This is a genomic window from Saccharibacter sp. EH611 (assembly GCF_009834765.1).
Lineage (GTDB): Bacteria > Pseudomonadota > Alphaproteobacteria > Acetobacterales > Acetobacteraceae > Saccharibacter.
The window spans coordinates 1-18,573 of record NZ_WVHP01000022.1 but is presented as its reverse complement, the minus strand read 5'-3'; the positions used below and the strand labels follow the sequence as shown (position 1 = coordinate 18,573).

Below are 18,573 nucleotides of genomic sequence, written 5' to 3'. Positions count from 1 at the left end.
ATGAGGCACATAGAAACAGTCAGAACGTAAGAGAGGAAGCATGGTGACAGGGATCTCCAGCGACGGGCTCTCCACAAAACAGGCCCGACAGACACGTTTAGAGTTTGGTGTGGGCTTGGTTGTTGCGATAGCATTAGCCGCTTTAGTGGCGATGGCTTTGTTGGGGCGGCATCAATCGCATGATCAGGGTTATGTGCTTCAGGCCGCATTTAGTCATATTGATGGCTTGTCGGTCGGGTCTGACATACGGCTTGCGGGTGTGACAGTTGGGCACGTGGTGAGCACAGCCATTGATCCGCGTCATTATCAGGCACAAGTCACGTTTTCTGTCGCACCAGACGTGCAGCTTCCTGTTGATAGTGGTGCTATTATTACGTCGGACTCCTTGTTGGGGGGGAAATATATCGCGCTTAACCCCGGTGGTGACACGGCGATGCTGCATGCTGGAAGCATGGTGAGTGAAACGCAGGGGGCGATTAGCCTTGAGCAGCTATTAAGCAAGTTTATTTTTTCAGTAACGGATTCATTACAAAAGAAAGATCATCCTGCTGTCGCTTCTCCTTCATCAGGAGGGGCGGGAGAGACAACGACGGGGACAAAAACGCCGTGAGCAACGATGATAAAATGCCTTTTTGGGCTGATGAGCACGGGCAAAAGCTTACATGTACGGAGAAACTTCGGACATTGCGCGAGAATGAAAGCGAACTGCATCAGGTGATGCAGGATGCTTACGAAGATGCGCTTCTTTTCGGGGTTGATCCATTGATTATCAAGGCGCGTTTTGGGGCTTTGGTGGAAAAAATGGAGAGTCCTTTCCGTAAAAAGGAAGCAGATAGCGCAACAACGGAGGATCCGTCATGACACAGCGTGTGATGAGGCTTCTCCCGCTTTTAGCGCTGGCGAGCAGTGTAAGTGCTCTTCATGGTGCTTGGGCTGGCGATGGAGGGGGGGTGTATGGCGTTGCTCCGCCGGCAACTTACCCTGCCACGGCGTGGCAGGGGCGTTCAGAAGCGGTAGTGCGTGTGCTTAATCGCCTCGATTCACATGTGAATGACGTGACGATCCCTGTTGGGAAAGAAGTGACATACCGCAGCCTAACGGTGCGTGTGGTGGCTTGTGTGCAACGTCCGCCCACCTTACCGGCGGAGTCTGCTGTGCATCTTCATATTGAGGAGATGAAAGCACAGAATGTCCCGGTTTTTGACGGATGGATGCTCGCGACGCAGCCGTCTCTTGGGGTGTATGGTAATCCGCTCTATGATGTGCAGGCAGTGCGCTGCCAAGGTCAAAATATGGAGCCACAGCCGGGAGCATTGCCGCCAACTAAAGCGCCATCTCTTGGGGCGATTGTGACGCCTCATATGGATGCAGATCATCAGGAAACACAGGGGGATGGGGCTTATCACCCTCCTCAGCCGCCTCAAACACCATCAACAGGTGGCCCTATGTCGTTGTTGCCACCCGTAGCACCTGATCCGTCGACCGGTGGGGCTCCATTGCCGCCACCAGCGCCACCGAGCGCAGGAGCTCCTCCTACAAGCGGGCGGTAAAGTCTGTTGGGAGTAAGGCATAAGAGTGAGAGGTGAAGCGCGATGTTGTTATTGAAAGCAGGTCAGTTCAAAAGCGTATGGATGATTGGCGGTCTCTTTGTGCTGTCTGGCCTTTTCGCGTTGCTTGTAGCGATGGGTGCTGAGCATATTTTGCACCTTGAACCATGTGAGCTGTGTTTGTGGGAGCGGCGGCCTTGGAAGGTGCTGATCGCTTTTGGCGTGCTCGTTCTTGTGCTTGGCCCACGTTACGCGCGGTGGCCTGCGTTGTTTGGGGTTTTGTGTGTGTTGGTCAGCGTGGGGTTGTCTGCCATGCATATAGGTGTCGAGCAGGGATGGTGGCCTAGCCCGGCTGCGGAGTGTCAGGCCCATGTTGTGTATGGTCAGAGCTTTGAAAATTGGATGCAGACGATGCCGCTTCGTCCTGCGAAACCCTGCGACCTCCCCGATTATCCTTTCGGATTGCCGATTTCTCTTACGATCCTGTCGGGGGTTTATGCATTCGGCGTTTTTGTCTTGTCGTTATGGGGGTTGCGCCACCTCTTTCGTGACGTGAAGCGTCAGCATTAATAAGGCACGGTTTATGACAGCGTCGCGTTTCCATTGTCTCTATCAACAAGGTTTTGCACGTGTTGCGGCCTGTACAGTGCCTGTGGTTTTGGCTGACCCGCAGCATAATGCCCGCACGATTGAGCACGCGTGGCGACGCTGTGCGGAGCAAGGGGCGGCGGTGGCCGTGTTCCCTGAGCTGAGCTTGAGTGGCTACACGTTGGACGATCTTCATTTTCAGCAAGCTGTCCAAGAGGGTGTTGAGCACGCTTTGTCGGAGCTGGTTGATGCAAGCCGGTCTTTGATGAGTGTGGCGGTTGTAGGGGCCCCCTTACGGCGCGGAGATGCGCTGTATAATTGTGCGGTAATTATCCATCGTGGGCGTCTCTTAGGAGTGGTGCCGAAGAGCTTTTTGCCGCGCTATCGTGAGTTTTATGAGCCGCGTTATTTCTCAAGTGGGCAAGAGTGCCGGGGAACAATTCGTCTTTGTGGAGAGGATATTCCTTTTGGAACGGATTTGCTTTTCGCGGCAAAGGATGTGGACAGCCTGACGCTGGGCGTTGAGATTTGCGAAGATCTTTGGGCGCCGTCACCGCCTAGTACGCAGCATGCCCAAGCTGGCGCGACGGTTCTGGCTAATCTTTCCGCTTCTCCTGTGACGGTAGGGCGAGCAGAAGAGCGTGCTCTTCTCTGTGCGTCACAGTCGATGCGCACTATGAGCGCGTATCTTTATGCGGCGGCGAGTGTGGGGGAATCCACGACAGATTTGGCTTGGGATGGGCAGCTGACGGTGCATGAGGCGGGCGAAATATTGGCTTCTTCTCCACGCTTTCAAGAAGATGCGATGCAGCTTTTGGCCGATGTTGATTTAGTTAAGCTCCGTCAGGAGCGGACGCGTAGCGGGTATTTTGCACCGAAAGACGATACGTATCGACGTATTGAGTTTACCTTAGCGCCAGAAGTGAAGGATCGTGGTTTGATGCGCACGATCGCGCGGTTCCCTTTCGTGCCGTTGCAGGTGCAGCGTTTAGATCAGGACTGTGAGGAAGCGTGGCATATTCAGGTGCAAGCCTTGTGCCAACGGCTGAAGGCTGCTCATGCGAAACGGATGATCATCGGTGTTTCTGGTGGGTTGGATAGTGCGTTAGCGTTGCTTGTTGCCGTACGGGCTGCCGATGCGATGGGGTGGCCACGGCAGGCGATTTTAGCGCGGACAATGCCGGGTTTTGCAACGGGGAAAGAGAGTTTACGTCTCGCTCATCAGCTCATGAATAGCCTTTCTGTTGATGGAGGCGTGCTGGATATTCGCGACACAGCACAGGCGATGTTAGCAGCGATTGAGCACCCTTTTGCGCGTGGTGAAGCTGTGTATGACGTGACCTTTGAAAATGTTCAGGCGGGGCTTCGCACGGACTTTCTTTTCCGTTTAGCAAACCATCATCAAGGGATTGTCATTGGCACGGGTGATTTGTCGGAGCTGGCGTTGGGGTGGTGCACCTATGGTGTGGGCGACCAGATGGCGCATTATAATGTCAATGCGGGTTTGCCAAAAACGCTTATCCAACACGTGATCCGCTGGGCTGCGCGTCAGGATGGTCATTTTTCAGAAGAATGTCGTGAGGCGCTTGAGGCAGTTGTGAATGCAGAGATCTCGCCTGAGCTTGTGCCCGACCAAGGGGCGGGCATGCAGAGTACAGAACAGATGATTGGGCCGTATCCGCTTCAAGACTTCACGCTTTATTACGTGCTGCGTTACGGATTCTCTCCCAGACGTATTGCTTTTTTGCAGGAAAAAGCATGGAGTAACGTCACAAGAGGGGAGTGGCCTGTACATTACCCGCTTGATAAGCGTGTTTCCTATGAGCTTTCTGACATTGTGCGTTGGATGAGGGTTTTTGTAAGGCGTTTCTTTGGGAGTAGCCAGTTTAAGCGTTCAGCAATGCCTAATGGGCCGAAAGTGGTTGCAGGAGGGTCTCTTTCACCACGTGGTGATTGGCGTGCGCCGTCAGATGGGCAGGCGTCTTTATGGCTGCGGTCTCTTGACGGGATTTGCGAAGGAAGTCCTCGTGAATGAAAGAAGGGTAATTCCCAGACAAAAACAGTAGAGATTGGGTGTGTCTTTAAAATCCTTTTATGGGCAGCAACTGTCTCCTCGGTTTTTGTAAAGTTGATGTTAGAAGCTTGAAAATTTCTTTTTACCGACTACCTTAGTACTAATTCATTAGAGTGACGTGAAACAATCCCTTGCAGGGAAGCGCTATTATAGGCTAGTTCACCCAATAAAATTTGCCCATAATGGCTTTTGTCATTCGTGTCTCCCTGTGAGGGAAGATGCCTTATTGTCGGGCGTTGCTCATTAATGAAAGAGGAGGGTTTATGCCAGTCGTCACTGTTATCGGCGGTTCTAACAGGCCGTTCTCTGTTCCATTTTCTGGGCAGCGTTCAAGCCGTATGGGGCGCGCGTTTGAGCGTTCGATGGGGCGTGCGTTTGAGCGATCTGCTGTAGAAACGCGGTCAGATGACAGAACGTCTGCGGCTGCTGGTGCGGATACAACGCCGGGGGCGATTACGCAGGGGAATAGTGTCTTTGCGGTTGGTGGGAACGACGTTGCTGTTGCTGATAACTCTTCAGGCCGAAACCACCTTAATGCTGGCGTCAATGATACGATAACCGGCGGGGTTCAGGATACAATTTCTGCTGCGGGCAATCTTCAGGTTAACGGCGGAGTTAGTAACCATATCACCGTTAATGGGCCGCTAACGTTCTTGGGTGGCTCAGGGGATACCGTTCTTCAGTCCGAGAATGCAACCATTTATGGGACGGGCAATAGTACCTACCATTATGTCGGAACGAACCAAGGTGCGACGCAGCTTTACTTCAATGGTGAGCAGCCCGATTCTAAGGGGATTACTCATTTTGATAGTAAAAATACGACCGGAGGCGGAGGGCATATTCTCTTTGACGCGTCGTCGTCGCATAATTCCCTTGTTGCGAATGTTGGCAACGGGGACACCATACAGGGTGGTTCTGCCTCCGACACGATCAGTGTTCATAATATGAACGAACACGATGCTGCGACATTGTCAGGAGGAAGTGGGGCGCCAAACCTGTTCCAGTTCCTGAATGACAAAGGCGGGCAATACACGATTACGGACTTCGGCAGTGCTGCTGGAAATACTGTCGGTATTTCGTCTTCGAATATGGGGAATATCCAGCATATCCTCGATTCTGCCACTGTGAGTGGTGGTGATACGACGATTAGTTTGGATGATCAGACAAAGATCACCTTCCTACATACAACGCATCTGAAACCAACGGATTTCCACGGATTTTAATCCGTAGATTCTTCTGAAATTGGTTGAGATATACGGCTAAAAGCCCGCCATCTATGTGTGGTGGGCTTTTTTATGCTCAGAATAAGCCTGTCGCCTAAACGTATTAGGTTAGAAGAAACGAGCATAACGATATTCCCTTGGGGAATTCGCATCTTCTGATGATATTTTTAGGAAAATTGGCTGGGATGGGAGGATTCGAACCTCCGCATGGCGGAATCAAAATCCGCTGCCTTACCGCTTGGCTACATCCCAACGATGAGGATCTTTTAGCTTGAACCTATCGCGCCGTAAAGGGGGAAGAAAATATTATTTTAGAAAAAATACGTCCATAAAGCTGTTACTCATCGTCAGCTGGGACGTAGTCTGGTAGGCCACTGTCTTCTTCCGTGTCTCCCTCTGTCTCTTGCGTATAGAGAGATTTTAGCATGCCAAAACGTTCTGCGCGGTTTAAGGCATGGTCAAGAGCATTCATGGTGCTGCTGAGGTCAGACGTATCATCTTTTTCCCAAGCACGAACGGCGTGTGTCCATACAACACCCAAGCTGTTGAGGCGTATTGCTCCACTGAGACCGCGTCGGTCTAGCCCTGCATAGTCTGCTACCCAACGAAGGCTGTCGAGTGTCGCTGTAGCGATAAGAGCGGCAAGGGCTGGGTCTCGCGGAAGAGTGTGCAGCACCGTGCGCAAGCCTGTGCGATGTTCTTGGAAAACATCAAAACGACGCATGAGTAAATCAAAGAGCACATCACGAAGGGGAAGGCCTTCGTGATCTCCCTGTAAAGCGGCCTCATCGGCCAGACGGCTGAGCGCTGTAAGCACGCATGCTTTGAAAGGGTAGCGTGCCCGCACTTGGTCAACGGGGAGGCCTGCATCGCGTGCAGCCTCAACGAGAGACAGGCGGTGCCATCCGTGCTGCCCAACCAAGAAGAGGGCAGATTCGATCAAGGCATGGTCGAGCACTTTAGGATCAATTGCAGCCGTCATGGCGATGGGGGCTCCTCTAGGTCAGTTATCGAGTTCTTCTGACCGGCGCACAGCGGCCTGGGCGGCGAGTTTTACTGTGCGTGGCCAGTTATTCTCGTCCATAAAGACGGCCAAAGCAGCAGCGGTTGTGCCATTTGGGCTGGTGACATTTTTGCGCAATGTTGACGCGTCTTCGGGAAGGTCATGTAGCATTTTGCCAGCACCATACATCATGCTGCGGGCTAATTCACGCGATTGTTCAGCTGTTAGCCCCAGCTCAACACCCGTTTTTTCCAGCAGTTCGGTAAGGAAAAAGATATAAGCTGGAGCAGAACCTGCAATGGCGATGACGCTGCGAAGGTCGGTTTCACGTGAAACGGGAACTACCGTGCCGACCTGTTGCATCAACGTGATCGCAATTTGTTTTTGTGCTTCAGAGACATGAGGGGATGCATAGAGACCCGTCGTGCCGGCTCCAACGCTGGATGGGGTATTCGGCATTGTACGAATGACGGCCATATCATCCCATCCGCACGCTTTAGCGAGGTGGTCGCATGTTTTGCCGGCCATGACAGAGAGGAGTGCAGACTTATGGAGGCGTTCTCCAAGGGCATCGCGGAGAGTAGCCAGCATAGCATCGGCACCAGCTGGTTTTACAGCGAGAACGATGATGTCAGGCTGGAAATCGGCAGGAATGTCTGATGCTGTGCGGACAATGGGGCTACCACCGTGGGCTTGTTGCAGCTTGCGGTCTAACACCATGAGCTTTGGTGGGTTTTGAGCGGCCATCCAGCCTTGTGCAAGGGCGCCGCCCATTTTGCCACAGCCGATAAGAAGCACGTTTGGGGAGGTCATAAGAGTGTCTCCAACAAAAAGGGGGAAAAGGAGAGTGAACTTAACGCTCCGAGGAAGGTTCTGTGAGCGTTTGTTCTAAATCATTAAGGCGGTCTTCGAGTTCAGTAAGGCGGCTCTCGCTGCGTTCCTGAGCCAAACGCGCGCGACTAGCCATTTCTTGGACGGCGTCAAATTCATCACGACGAACGAGGTTGAGAGAATAAAGGATTTCATCAACGCGGCTACGAACGAGCGAATGCACCTCTTCACGTGCTCCTGTCATAGCGGAAAAGGCGGTACCGGCAAAACCGGTGAGATCATCAAAAAAACGGGGACGGTCAGCCATAGAAAACTCTCCTTAATGTCCGTGCTGGACGCATGCCTATGTTGGTTGTTGGAACCTGCGGATGTCCAGACTATACAACAAGAATGATTATCGTCACCGGCGGTGCCGGGTTCATTGGTTCGTGTCTTCAGGAAGCCCTCTATCAGCGAGGGGAGCAAATTGTCATTGTGGACCGTTTGCGTGATCAGGGGAAGTGGCGCAATTTAGCGACGCATCCACCTCATCAACTTGTGTCCCCTGAAGCGTTTCCTTCTTTTCTGGAAGAGGCAGAGGAGATCACGGCTGTTTTCCACCTTGGAGCGATCAGCGCGACTACCGCGCGTGATGGTGACCTCGTGTGGGAAAGTAACGTCGCTTTGTCACAATTTTTGTGGCTTTGGTGCACGCATAGGCAAGTGCCTTTTATTTATGCTTCCTCAGCGGCAACCTATGGTGGTGCAAGCCATGACGGCGGATTCTGTGATGGGTTTGGGACTATTGATACGCTGCGACCGCTTAATCTTTATGGCTGGTCTAAACAGGCGTTTGACCTTTGGGTGCGAGATCAAATTGAGGGCGGCCTGCCTCATCCCCCTCAATGGGCGGGGCTAAAATTTTTCAATGTTTACGGCCCTAATGAATATCATAAGGGCAGGATGCTTTCGGTCGTTAAGGTGAAATATGATGAGTTAAGGCGCGGGGAAGCCGCACGCCTTTTCCGCTCTGACGTGCCGGGCTTGGAGGATGGCCAGCAAAAGCGAGACTTTATTTGGGTTGGTGATGTGGTCAAGGTTTTGCTGTGGCTATGGGAGCATCCTTCTGTCAGTGGCTTGTTTAACTGTGGCACAGGGCAAGCGCGAAGCTATCGTGACCTTGCCTATGCGGTGTGTGATGCCGCTGGCAAAGCGCGTGATATTGAGTTTATCGACATGCCGGCTTTTTTGCGTGGGCAATATCAGTCCTATACATGCGCTGATATGAGCGCGTTGCGGCGTGCTGGCTATCAAGAGAGTTTTACCTCGCTTGAAGAAGGGGTCGCTCGCTATATTGACCATTATCTTGCCAATGAAAGGTACTATTTGTGAGCGCACCGCTGATCTTCCCTGCGATTGACCCAATTGCGTTTCACCTTGGCCCATTAGTCGTACGTTGGTACGCTTTGGCCTATATCGTGGCGTTCATTATGGCGCTTCCTGTGGCGCGTCTTCTTATGGCGCTTCCACCAAAGGTGGCAGACCGTGAAGCGGTGGATGATTTCCTTTTCTATGCCGTGCTTGGCGTTCTTTTTGGGGGACGGTTGGGCTATGTGCTTTTTTATCGTCCACTTTTTTTCCTCCACCATCCTTTAGAGATTGTGCAAACATGGAAGGGCGGTATGTCCTTCCACGGTGGGGCGCTGGGTGTCATTATCGCTATGGCGATTTTTGCGTGGCGGCGTCAGCTTAGCTTTTTGGCGTTTGCAGATCGTATTGTCCCGGTTGTGCCGGTTGGTTTGGCTTTGGGACGGTGTGCGAATTTCATCAATGGCGAGCTGTGGGGGCGTCCAGCAGGGCCGGGCGTGCCATGGGCGATGGTCTTTCCTGCTGTTGGGCCGGAACCGCGTCATCCTTCTGAACTTTATGAAGCTCTGACCGAAGGCGTGTTGCTCTTAATCGTCATGTTGCTGACAGCTGGGAAAATCTCGATCCGGCAGCGTCCAGGCTTTCTATCGGGCTTGTTTCTGTTCGGCTATGCCTGTGCCCGTGCTTTTTGTGAGCTTTTCCGCGAGCCGGATGCGAATATTGGTTTCCTAGCGGGTCACATCACGATGGGGCAGCTTCTCTGTATTCCGATGGCGCTGTTTGGCCTATGGCTCATGAGCAGCTCATTTAAGCGTACGCCTTTAGCGTTGGATGAGCCATCATGAAGGGTATTTTGCCCTGTTTAGCAGCGTCTTCTTTGCCGGTAGGCCATGCGTTTTTCACGCGAGAGGGGGGTGTGTCAGCCCCGCCTTATGAGACGTTGAATGCTGGCTGGAACACGGCCGATCATCCCGATGCTCTCGCGGAAAACTGGCGGCGCTATGCCGCGCATATGCGTGTGCTCCCGGAAGCGTTGCTGAGTATGGAGCAGGTGCATGGCGTCCACGTTATCACTGTGGATGACGAAATGCCGTTATGGTCTGTGGCAGAGCGGCCGCAAGCTGATGCCTTGGTGAGTGCGCGTTCAGATGTGGTGTTGACGGTGATGACAGCCGATTGTGCGCCTGTGCTGTTCTCGTCCCATGATGGGCGTGTTGTTGGTGCCGCCCATGCGGGCTGGCGCGGTGCCGTTGGAGGGGTGCTTGAGGCAACGGTACAGAACATGCGTGCTCTCGGGGCCGGGAGGATCACAGCGGTTATTGGCCCATCTATTGCCCAAAGTTCTTATGAAATTGGTGAGGAGATGAAGACAGAGATCATCGCACAGCATCCTCAAGCAGAGCGTTTTTTTGTTCCTGCTGTGCGGGCGCATCATGTCTTCTTTGACCTGCCTGGGTTTTGTGCGTGGCGTTTGCAGCTTTGTGCAGATGTGCAGGTTGAAAACATGGGGGTGGATACGCGTGACGACGCACGCTTCTTTAGCCATCGCCAAGCGTGCTTAGCAGGGGATGCCCGCACAGGGCGTCAGCTCTCTGCGATCCGGGCTTTTTCGCGGGGGATGAGCGAATAAACATTGTTTTTTTCTTCAAAGTCGTTTAGTGCGAACGCACCTATTGGCACCCCTGGAGGCCATAGGAATTGGATTTTTTAGACGCAGGAGCGTAATAAAGTGGTTAAATTGACAAACCTCAATATCTCCGAGCGCGCGAAAGCAGGTAAGGGGGCAGCGCGCGCCACGAGACGTGATGGCATGGTGCCAGGCGTGGTATACGGCGGTAAAAAAGAGCCGACCCTGATTTCGATCGACCCGCGCATCATCATGAAAGAGTTGCAGCGTGGTGGTTGGCAGTCCCGTCTGTATCGTTTCGAGATCGGTGGTGAAGAAGTTCGTGCCCTGATCCGTGACATTCAGTTCCACCCTGTTAGCGATGCAGCATTGCACATCGACTTCCTGCGTCTGGTTGCTGGCCAGAAGGTTCATGTTCAGGTCGGTATCGTCTTTGAAGGTGAAGAAGAGTCCCCAGGCATTAAACGTGGTGGTGCATTGAACATCGCTCGTCACACTGTTGATGTGCGTGTTCCTGTGGAAGATATTCCTGAGCACTTCGTTGTTGATGTCAGCAAGCTCGACATTCATGACAATGTGCGTTGGGATGATCTGAAGGGTACAGAAAAAGCGACCCCAATGCTTCAGATCCCGAACTTCGTGATCGCGTCTATCGCACCACCAACAGTGGACGAAGAGGCTGATGCTGCTGAAGCGGCAGGAGCCGAAGCGGCATCCGCAGAAAGTGCTGAAGGCGATAAGTAAGAGGGCATAAGGTTGTGAAGCTCTGGATCGGACTCGGCAATCCTGGGTCAGGGATGAGCCGCAACCGCCACAATATCGGCTTTATGGCGGTCGATACGATCGCTGCGCGCCACGGGACTTCCCCGTGGCGTAAGCGTTTCCGGGGGGAAACTTCTGAAGGCGTGATTGGGCGGGAAAAAATCATCCTTCTTAAGCCGATGACCTTTATGAATCTGTCGGGTGACAGTGTTCAGCAAGCCGCTCGTTTTTATAAAATCGACCAGCAAGATATTCTCGTCTTTCATGATGAGCTGGACTTAGCCTTCGGCCGTATGCGCATTAAGCGTGGCGGAGGGGCTGCAGGTCATAACGGGCTGCGTTCGATGGATAAATCCCTACCCGGGCCAGATTATTGGCGTGTTCGTTTGGGGATTGGTCATCCTGGAAGTCGTGATAAAGTTCATAATTACGTGCTGGGTGATTTTGCCAGTGCTGAGCGGACGGAGCTTGGCTATTGGTTGGATGATCTTGCCGATGCGGCACCTCTGCTCGCGCAAGAGCAGCATGATGCTTTTATGACGAAGGTCGCGTTAGGTCGCCAAAACGGATAGAGGGGCTCCAGAGCAAGAGCCCTTGTTTTTCAAAAGAGATAACCACAGCGCACTGTATTAGATGGCGCTGATAGAAAGATGGAGAGCACGAATGGGGTTCAATTGTGGGATCGTCGGCCTCCCCAATGTCGGCAAATCCACCCTGTTCAACGCCCTGACGCAGACGGCTTCTGCGCAATCAGCGAATTATCCTTTCTGCACGATTGAGCCCAATACAGGGCGTGTTGCGGTGCCGGATGCGCGTCTGGGTGAGTTGGCACGGATTGGCCATTCTCAAAAAGAAGTCCCAACAAGCCTTGAGTTTGTTGATATTGCAGGCTTGGTGCGTGGCGCGTCGAAGGGTGAAGGGCTGGGGAACCAGTTTCTTGCTAATATCCGTGAAGTAGACGCGATTATTCACGTGCTGCGTTGCTTTGATGATGACGATATTACGCATGTTGAAGGGGGCGTGGACCCCGTGCGTGATGCGGAGATTATTGAAACCGAGCTTATGCTGGCGGATCTTGCGAGCCTTGAGCGCCGGGAAGTCACGTTGCAAAAGCGCGCTCGTGGGAATGATCGTGAGGCGAAAGATCAGCTTGAGCTGATGAAACCGCTGATTGAGGCTCTGCAAAACGGGCAGCCTGCGCGTACGGCGGTGCCGAAAGGCCAGGAGCGTGAAGCCGCACGGTTACAGCTGATGACCACAAAGCCTGTGCTTTATGTGTGCAATGTGGAAGAAGGTTCTGCTGCTACCGGGAATCGCTATTCCGATGAGGTCAAAAAGCGCGCTGAAGCCGAAGGGGCGGGTGTGGTCATCGTCTCTGCTGCGATTGAAGCCGAAGTGAGCCAGCTCGATAGTGAAGAACGCGGTGAGTTCTTAGATGGGTTGGGTCTGAGTGATAGTGGGCTCGATCGCGTCATTGCGGCGGGGTATCGCCTTTTGGGGCTGCAAACTTACTTCACTGTTGGGCCAAAAGAGACGCGTGCTTGGACCATCACAGAAGGAACAAAAGCCCCACAAGCGGCTGCTGTTATTCATAATGACTTCGAGCGCGGTTTCATTGCGTGCGAAACCGTTGCTTACGATGATTATATTGAATATGGCGGCGAATCCGGCGCACGTGAGGCGGGGAAACTTCGTATTGAAGGGAAAAGCTACGTGGTGCAGGATGGTGATGTCCTGCTCTTCCGCTTCAATGTCTGAGGGATCATCCCTATGTCTGGTTCCGAGTCCGCTGTTTTAACGACTCTGACAAAGGCTGCTCGTCATGCAGCGGTATCTTTGTCGCGGTCGTCTGATGAACAGCGGGCGCGGGCTTTGCGCGGGGCAGCGCGTGCGCTTCGAGCGCAGACGGATGCCCTGCTAGATGCCAACCGAAAAGACCTGATGGGTCTATCGGTTGAGCGTAGCGAGGCGTTTCGTGATCGTCTCACCCTGACACCAGAGCGGATTGAGGCGATGGCTGCCGGTGTTGAAGCTGTTGCTTTATTGCCAGATCCGCTTGGACGCGTGCTCGCAGAGTGGACACAGCCGAACGGTTTGCAGTTCCGACGCGTGGCGGTGCCTCTTGGTGTGGTTGGGATGATTTATGAAAGCCGTCCTAATGTGGGGGCAGATGCCGCGGCTTTATGTATTCGTTCAGGCAATGCGGTCATTTTGCGTGGTGGAGCGGAGAGCTTGCATTCTGCGCGTGTTATTCATCAAGCAATGGTTGAGGGGTTGAGCCAAGAAGGGCTCGATCCGTGCTCTGTGCAGATTCTTCCGTCGGCTGACCGTGCGCTTGTCGGGGCGTTGCTGCAAGCGGTGGATGGTGTGGATGTCATTATTCCTCGCGGTGGAAAAGGGCTTGTCGAGCGGGTACAGCGCGATGCTCGTGTGCCTGTTTTGGCCCATGCCGAAGGGCTCTGTCATACTTACGTACATCAGGACGCAGACCTAGAGATGGCGCAGCGGATTGTCATGAATGCGAAGCTGCGTCGGCCGGGTATTTGCGGTGCGACAGAAACGCTTTTGGTGGATCGTGCCATTGCACTTGTTTTTCTTCCGTCTTTAGTGGCAGAGATGAGTGAAAAGGGCTGTTCTTTTCGCGCAGATAAGTGCGCTCAAGCTATTGTGCCCACTTTGCCAGCGGCTCAGCCTGATGATTTTGCGACAGAATGGCTCGCGCCAGTTCTTTCGATTGCTATAGTGGATGATGTGGAGGGAGCACTTGCACATATTGCGCGTTATGGCAGCGGTCATACTGAGGCGATCGTGACGGAAAATCCACACGCGGCTGAACGCTTTCTGAATGGGATAGAAAGCGCTGTTGTGATGTGGAACGCCTCAACGCAGTTTTGTGATGGGGGTGAGTTTGGATTCGGGGCTGAAATTGGCATCGCTACAGGGCGACTCCATGCACGCGGCCCTGTAGGGCTCGAGCAGCTTACAAGCTATCGGTACGAAATTCGTGGGAAAGGGCAGGTGCGTGGTTAAAGCGCCTTCTTGCACGGCGGTGTCGCGTTTTGGCGATGGGCGAAGAATGCGTATTGGCCTTCTCGGAGGGTCGTTTAACCCAGCCCATGAAGGGCATCGACAGCTTGCCAAGCGTGCGCTGAGTGGTTTGCAGTTGGATCAAGTCTGGTTGATGGTATCGCCAGGGAATCCACTGAAACCCGCTCGTGGGATGGCCCCTTTTAAGGAACGGCTGAAAACAGCGCAGGCAATAGCCGATGGGCGGCGCATCGTTGCGACGGATATTGAGCAGAGAATGGGCGAGCGTTACACTGTGCGTACAGTTGACCGGTTGAAAACGCAGTTCCCACATTGCCAATTTGTGTGGCTAATGGGGGCCGATGGACTCGCTAATTTCGCACGTTGGCGCCGCTGGAGGCGGCTTGCAGAATTGGTTCCTATTGTTGTGTTTCCACGTCCGGGCAGCGTTATGCCAGCGTTACGAGGGCCGGCTGCGTCTGTGTTGCGCCATCGTCGGCATCGACCACGAGAAGCGTCTGTTTTATTAAAAACGCATGGGAAACCGGGATGGACGTTTCTTTCCGCTGCACAGAACGCTATATCTTCTACAGCATTACGTAAGGCTGGGCATTTCCGCCTCGCTGATCAGACATGAGAGCCATCATCACTGTTATGAATACATCGCCTATCCAGACCGATCTTTCTCCAGAAGAGGCCCTTACTCGTACGCTTGAGGTGATTGCCGAAAGCTTAAATGAAGATAAGGCGGAGAACATCGTTACATTGGACTTGGTCGGTCGTGCTGGTTTTGCAGACCGTATGATCATCGCTTCTGGTGTTGCTGAACGTCAGATTGCGGCGATGGCACAGCATATTGAACGCCGTTTGAAAGAAGAAAATCTGGCACGTGTGCGTGTTGAGGGTGACCAGAATAGCGATTGGGTGTTGCTGGACGCTGGCGATGTGATCGTTCATCTCTTTATGCCAGAAAGTCGCGAGCTTTATGCCCTAGAGCGTATGTGGGGCAGTGACTTTGACCAAGCTGATGAGGAAGTCACCGTTGGTCAGTCTTCTTCAACACAACATTAAGTTGAGCTGATGAAGCTTATTGCTGTTGGTAAGCTGAAAGCGGGCCCTGAGCGCGATTTGCTCACACGTTATATGGGGCGTCTTCGTCCTGCATTAACGGTAGTGGAGGTGGCACAAGGGAAGGGAGCGGCCCAAGAGCAAAAACGGCGCGAGGCTGATGCTCTTTTAGGAGCGTGTCCGAGCAATGCCTTTATTATCGCTTTAGATGAAGGTGGGAAAGTTATAGATAGCCCCACCTTAGCTCAACATTATCAGCGATGGCAGGAAACAGGTCGCCCTTTATGCTTTCTGATTGGTGGAGCAGAAGGATTGGATCGTGCCGTTGTTCAGCGCGCTGATGCGTTGTTATCGCTCGGGAAGCTTACTTGGCCGCATATGCTGGTGCGCGTCATGTTGGCAGAGCAGCTTTTTCGGGCTCAAGCAATTTTAAGTGGTCATCCTTATCACAAGGCCGGACGCCCTTAGACGAGGTTATAAAAAAGGCCCCACTTCCCTAGGAGTGAGGCCTTTTCCTTTTCGGAATATGCTGTTTCAGCGAATGGAGCGATTAGGAGCATCGTCAACAAAAACTTCCTGTGTAGGGGCATTATCAGGAAGAGAAGCTGTCTGTAGCCCGTCATTATTAGAAGCTAAGACGTCTTGCATGTTCCCCTGGGCAGGAGCTTTGCCTTCTGGGCGGTTGTAAATAAATCCGTGGGTTTTATAGATGCTTCCAAAACTGTCTTGGTGCCCGCGTAGCGCAACACGGACTGCTGTCCAGTCATTATTTGGTGAAACATCCACAACGCGGACATTACGATCAATCCCATTATGGCCCCAATGAGATTGGTCAATAAGGATTGTGCGGCTATCAACTTGAGAACGAACCACGGCCACATGACCAAGGCGCATATGACGTCGTGGAAGGAAGCTGAGGACAGCGCCAGAAGCTGGTGTGTTCCCTCGTGCGTAGAGGCCAGCTGCGCGCTGCCACCAGTCACGGGCGTTTCCACGAATATGGAAATCTGTCGCTTGATGCACAAAACCAACGCATTGCAGAACGTGACGGTAAGAACGTGTGTGGTGCAATGTGTGCCGATGATGGAAAACTTGGCTATGGCGAGCATGAGCCTGAGGAACGCATAAGACGAGCGCGGAGAGTGTTAGGGAAGAAAAAATCAGTCTCTTGCCGCGTCTCAGCATCGCAGATGTCCTATTCGCTCGAAATTCGCCATACCAGCTATGTAAAATGATTGCATCTACCTATCAGAATTTCCTTTGAGAAAGCAAGGCTCGCTCCCTAAAAAAACTGTTATTTTTGGCTGTTTCCTGCTGTTGGTAGAGATGTTCCATTCATTGGCCGTCATTATGGCAAAAAGATGTTCATATTCATGGAGGGTTATTTCATAAGAGCATTTGGCCTCTTCACAAAATACAAGCAGTTTTTGCTAAGACGGATAAAGAAACGGGCAATATGGCCTTATCTTATTGATTACATAGGAAAGAAAATGTGATGACGCTGGCCTTACGAAGATTATCGGTAACGCCCCTCCGCCAGAATTGTACGATTTTTTCAAATGAAGCAGGACATGCTTTTATTATTGATCCTGGTGGGGAGAGTGACCGAATCTTTCAAGAGGTGGCTCATCTTCATGTTGAAGCGATTCTCCTGACACATGGCCATCTCGACCATGCTGGTGGGGCGCGGCCTCTCAGAGATCTCCTAAAAATGAGCCAAGGGAAAGCTGTTCCAATATTGGGCCCCACCCGCGAGGATGCATTTCTTCTTCAATCTATCGAGAAACAAGCCGCTGCTTTTGGTTTGTCTGGTATGACCCATGTTGAGCCGGATCGGTATCTTAGCGATGGCGATACATTACAGTTGCTTGGGCACGACATAGAAGTAGCCCATGTGCCTGGTCATACACCTGGTCACGTTGTGTTTATCGACCGTCTAGATAAAAGGGCTATTGTAGGGGATACGTTGTTTCGTGGCACTGTTGGACGAACAGACTTTGCCTACGGCAGTATGGAACAGCTTCTCAGTCATATTGAGCAAAAGCTTTTTTGCTTGCCCGATGATACCGTTGTTCTAAGTGGTCATGGCTTGCCAACAATGATTGGCACGGAGCGGCGGACGAACCCAGCCTTTCAAGGAAGGCGTTCAGTATGATGTTATCTTTAACCACACCATAATTTAAAAGGAGGGCGCTTTATGAGAAGAGGCCTTATAAGACGCGTGGGACTATGCATCTTAATAGCAGGGGCTACTCTGTCGCTTTCTGCTGGGTATGCAGATGCTGAGATTACACAGGCTCAGTCAGAGCTCCCGACAGAAGCGCTGACGATTACGGGGCATAACGGAGAAGTACACCGCTTTACGGTAGAAATTGCTCGAACCCCCCAAGAGCAAGAGATTGGTGAGATGTTCCGTAAACATATCGCACCCGATCATGGAATGCTCTTTTTATGGAGCAAGCCTCAGGAGAGTGCGATGTGGATGCGCAATACGTTTGTTCCGCTTGATCTTGTTTTCATCGACATAGAGCATCGTATCCACGCTATCGAAGAAAATGCGGTTCCGTTAAGCGAAGGGATTATCAGTAGCCATGGTATTGTTGGAAGTGTGCTTGAACTTCCCGGGGGAACGACGGAGCGTCTTGGTTTGGTTGTGGGGGATTCTGTAGAGAGCGCGGCTTTTGGAGCGAAGGCCTCATCACAATAAGCTTCGGTCTTATGTCTGCACGGTTTCTCTAAAGCGATTCTCCTATGAATCCTGCTGGCTTTGATTGAAGGGTGATGGTGAGGGGGAATGAATAACCAGCAGAAATATAAGGTTTTCTGGGCCTTTTGAGAGCGCGTTTCCCATCTAATATGAAAAACATGACAGTTTTTTGAAGAAAAATGCATTTAGGGGGTTGTTGAGTTTTTCTGATGGTGTATAAGCCCATTCACCGGCGGCGCTGGAGCGGAAACGCGGCGGGGTTGACCGGTAGAGATGCTGATCTTTGAAAGTTGAATAGGAAGAGACTGGAAGGGATATATTGGCGGCGTTTTAGTGTTTAGACGCTAGGACGCAAGTGTTGATGTATTCTGACATAGTTTAGATGCTTTGAATGCTTGTGCGTTTTGGTAGGATTGAACGTGAGAGTTTGATTCTGGCTCAGAGCGAACGCTGGCGGCATGCTTAACACATGCAAGTCGCACGAACCTTTCGGGGTTAGTGGCGGACGGGTGAGTAACGCGTAGGAACCTATCCTGAGGTGGGGGATAACACTGGGAAACTGGTGCTAATACCGCATGATACCTGAGGGTCAAAGGCTTTTGTTGCCTTAGGAGGGGCCTGCGTTTGATTAGCTAGTTGGTTGGGTAAAGGCTGACCAAGGCGATGATCAATAGCTGGTTTGAGAGGATGATCAGCCACACTGGGACTGAGACACGGCCCAGACTCCTACGGGAGGCAGCAGTGGGGAATATTGGACAATGGGGGCAAC

General features: G+C 52.4%; 22 protein-coding genes, 1 tRNA gene and 1 rRNA gene. 19 read left to right on the top strand and 5 right to left on the bottom strand.

Going from position 1 to position 18,573, the window contains the following annotated elements:
• The first annotated feature begins 40 nt into the window (after positions 1–40).
• The 6 genes from mlaD to GS535_RS07270 all read left to right on the top strand — a co-directional run bounded on the left by mlaD (position 41) and on the right by GS535_RS07270 (position 5,432).
• Positions 41–610, top strand: coding sequence for an outer membrane lipid asymmetry maintenance protein MlaD (gene mlaD, locus GS535_RS07295; protein WP_160791759.1), 570 nt, complete (start codon positions 41–43; stop codon positions 608–610).
• Complete coding sequence (locus tag GS535_RS07290) at positions 607–861, top strand: hypothetical protein (protein WP_160791758.1); 255 nt, start codon at positions 607–609, stop codon at positions 859–861. Before mlaD ends, GS535_RS07290 begins: the two co-directional genes overlap by 4 nt.
• A complete protein-coding gene (locus tag GS535_RS07285; protein ID WP_160791757.1) occupies positions 858–1,550 on the top strand; it encodes a DUF2155 domain-containing protein in 693 nt (230 codons plus the stop codon). The genes GS535_RS07290 and GS535_RS07285 overlap by 4 nt, the downstream gene beginning before the upstream one ends.
• Before the next feature lie 42 nt (positions 1,551–1,592).
• Complete coding sequence (locus GS535_RS07280) at positions 1,593–2,117, top strand: disulfide bond formation protein B (RefSeq protein ID WP_160791756.1); 525 nt, start codon at positions 1,593–1,595, stop codon at positions 2,115–2,117.
• A 13-nt stretch (positions 2,118–2,130) separates the two neighbouring features.
• Complete coding sequence (locus tag GS535_RS07275) at positions 2,131–4,170, top strand: NAD(+) synthase (RefSeq protein ID WP_160791755.1); 2,040 nt, start codon at positions 2,131–2,133, stop codon at positions 4,168–4,170.
• Positions 4,171–4,472: 302 nt separating this feature from the next.
• Positions 4,473–5,432, top strand: a complete 960-nt coding sequence (locus tag GS535_RS07270; protein ID WP_160791754.1) for a hypothetical protein — start codon at positions 4,473–4,475, stop codon at positions 5,430–5,432.
• A 177-nt stretch (positions 5,433–5,609) separates the two neighbouring features.
• Here the strand turns inward: GS535_RS07270 and GS535_RS07265 are convergent.
• The 4 genes from GS535_RS07265 to GS535_RS07250 all read right to left on the bottom strand — a co-directional run bounded on the left by GS535_RS07265 (position 5,610) and on the right by GS535_RS07250 (position 7,573).
• Positions 5,610–5,684 (bottom strand) — tRNA-Gln (locus tag GS535_RS07265).
• A gap of 85 nt (positions 5,685–5,769) precedes the next feature.
• Positions 5,770–6,414 carry a TetR family transcriptional regulator gene (locus GS535_RS07260; protein ID WP_160791753.1) on the bottom strand — a complete coding sequence of 215 codons (645 nt, stop codon included), beginning with the start codon at positions 6,412–6,414 and terminating at the stop codon, positions 5,770–5,772.
• A 21-nt stretch (positions 6,415–6,435) separates the two neighbouring features.
• Entirely contained in the window at positions 6,436–7,248 is an 813-nt protein-coding gene (gene proC, locus GS535_RS07255) for a pyrroline-5-carboxylate reductase (RefSeq protein WP_160791752.1), read from the bottom strand.
• Between the two features lie 40 nt (positions 7,249–7,288).
• Positions 7,289–7,573: an accessory factor UbiK family protein gene (locus GS535_RS07250; protein ID WP_018979944.1), complete on the bottom strand. Its 285-nt coding sequence runs from the start codon at positions 7,571–7,573 to the stop codon at positions 7,289–7,291.
• An 83-nt stretch (positions 7,574–7,656) separates the two neighbouring features.
• On the opposite strand from GS535_RS07250, the gene rfaD reads away from it, so the two are divergent.
• The 10 genes from rfaD (at position 7,657) to GS535_RS07200 (ending at position 15,565) form a co-directional block, all read left to right on the top strand.
• On the top strand, positions 7,657–8,637 hold the full coding sequence (rfaD, locus tag GS535_RS07245; protein WP_160791940.1) for an ADP-glyceromanno-heptose 6-epimerase: 981 nt from the start codon (positions 7,657–7,659) through the stop codon (positions 8,635–8,637).
• Positions 8,634–9,458 carry a prolipoprotein diacylglyceryl transferase gene (gene lgt, locus GS535_RS07240; RefSeq protein ID WP_370518143.1) on the top strand — a complete coding sequence of 275 codons (825 nt, stop codon included), beginning with the start codon at positions 8,634–8,636 and terminating at the stop codon, positions 9,456–9,458. The genes rfaD and lgt overlap by 4 nt, the downstream gene beginning before the upstream one ends.
• Positions 9,455–10,243: a peptidoglycan editing factor PgeF gene (gene pgeF / locus GS535_RS07235; protein WP_160791751.1), complete on the top strand. Its 789-nt coding sequence runs from the start codon at positions 9,455–9,457 to the stop codon at positions 10,241–10,243. Before lgt ends, pgeF begins: the two co-directional genes overlap by 4 nt.
• Before the next feature lie 99 nt (positions 10,244–10,342).
• Positions 10,343–10,984, top strand: a complete 642-nt coding sequence (locus GS535_RS07230) for a 50S ribosomal protein L25/general stress protein Ctc (protein WP_160791750.1) — start codon at positions 10,343–10,345, stop codon at positions 10,982–10,984.
• A gap of 14 nt (positions 10,985–10,998) precedes the next feature.
• Complete coding sequence (gene pth, locus GS535_RS07225; protein ID WP_160791749.1) at positions 10,999–11,574, top strand: aminoacyl-tRNA hydrolase; 576 nt, start codon at positions 10,999–11,001, stop codon at positions 11,572–11,574.
• Between the two features lie 91 nt (positions 11,575–11,665).
• A complete protein-coding gene (gene ychF / locus GS535_RS07220) occupies positions 11,666–12,760 on the top strand; it encodes a redox-regulated ATPase YchF (RefSeq protein ID WP_160791748.1) in 1,095 nt (364 codons plus the stop codon).
• A 12-nt stretch (positions 12,761–12,772) separates the two neighbouring features.
• On the top strand, positions 12,773–14,032 hold the full coding sequence (locus GS535_RS07215) for a glutamate-5-semialdehyde dehydrogenase (protein ID WP_160791747.1): 1,260 nt from the start codon (positions 12,773–12,775) through the stop codon (positions 14,030–14,032).
• Positions 14,025–14,666: a nicotinate-nucleotide adenylyltransferase gene (locus tag GS535_RS07210; protein ID WP_160791746.1), complete on the top strand. Its 642-nt coding sequence runs from the start codon at positions 14,025–14,027 to the stop codon at positions 14,664–14,666. The genes GS535_RS07215 and GS535_RS07210 overlap by 8 nt, the downstream gene beginning before the upstream one ends.
• Positions 14,667–14,683: 17 nt before the next feature.
• Positions 14,684–15,100: a ribosome silencing factor gene (gene rsfS / locus GS535_RS07205; RefSeq protein ID WP_160791745.1), complete on the top strand. Its 417-nt coding sequence runs from the start codon at positions 14,684–14,686 to the stop codon at positions 15,098–15,100.
• A gap of 9 nt (positions 15,101–15,109) precedes the next feature.
• Positions 15,110–15,565, top strand: a complete 456-nt coding sequence (locus GS535_RS07200) for a 23S rRNA (pseudouridine(1915)-N(3))-methyltransferase RlmH (RefSeq protein ID WP_160791744.1) — start codon at positions 15,110–15,112, stop codon at positions 15,563–15,565.
• A 66-nt stretch (positions 15,566–15,631) separates the two neighbouring features.
• On the opposite strand, the gene GS535_RS07195 is transcribed toward GS535_RS07200, so the two are convergent.
• Entirely contained in the window at positions 15,632–16,282 is a 651-nt protein-coding gene (locus GS535_RS07195; RefSeq protein WP_160791743.1) for a CHAP domain-containing protein, read from the bottom strand.
• A 310-nt stretch (positions 16,283–16,592) separates the two neighbouring features.
• Here GS535_RS07195 and GS535_RS07190 point away from each other — a divergent pair, with 310 nt between their 5' ends.
• The 3 genes from GS535_RS07190 to GS535_RS07180 all read left to right on the top strand — a co-directional run.
• Positions 16,593–17,252, top strand: coding sequence for an MBL fold metallo-hydrolase (locus tag GS535_RS07190; protein WP_160791938.1), 660 nt, complete (start codon positions 16,593–16,595; stop codon positions 17,250–17,252).
• A 42-nt stretch (positions 17,253–17,294) separates the two neighbouring features.
• Positions 17,295–17,804, top strand: a complete 510-nt coding sequence (locus GS535_RS07185) for a DUF192 domain-containing protein (protein ID WP_160791742.1) — start codon at positions 17,295–17,297, stop codon at positions 17,802–17,804.
• Positions 17,805–18,219: 415 nt separating this feature from the next.
• Positions 18,220–18,573 (top strand): 16S ribosomal RNA (locus GS535_RS07180); the annotation flags it as partial.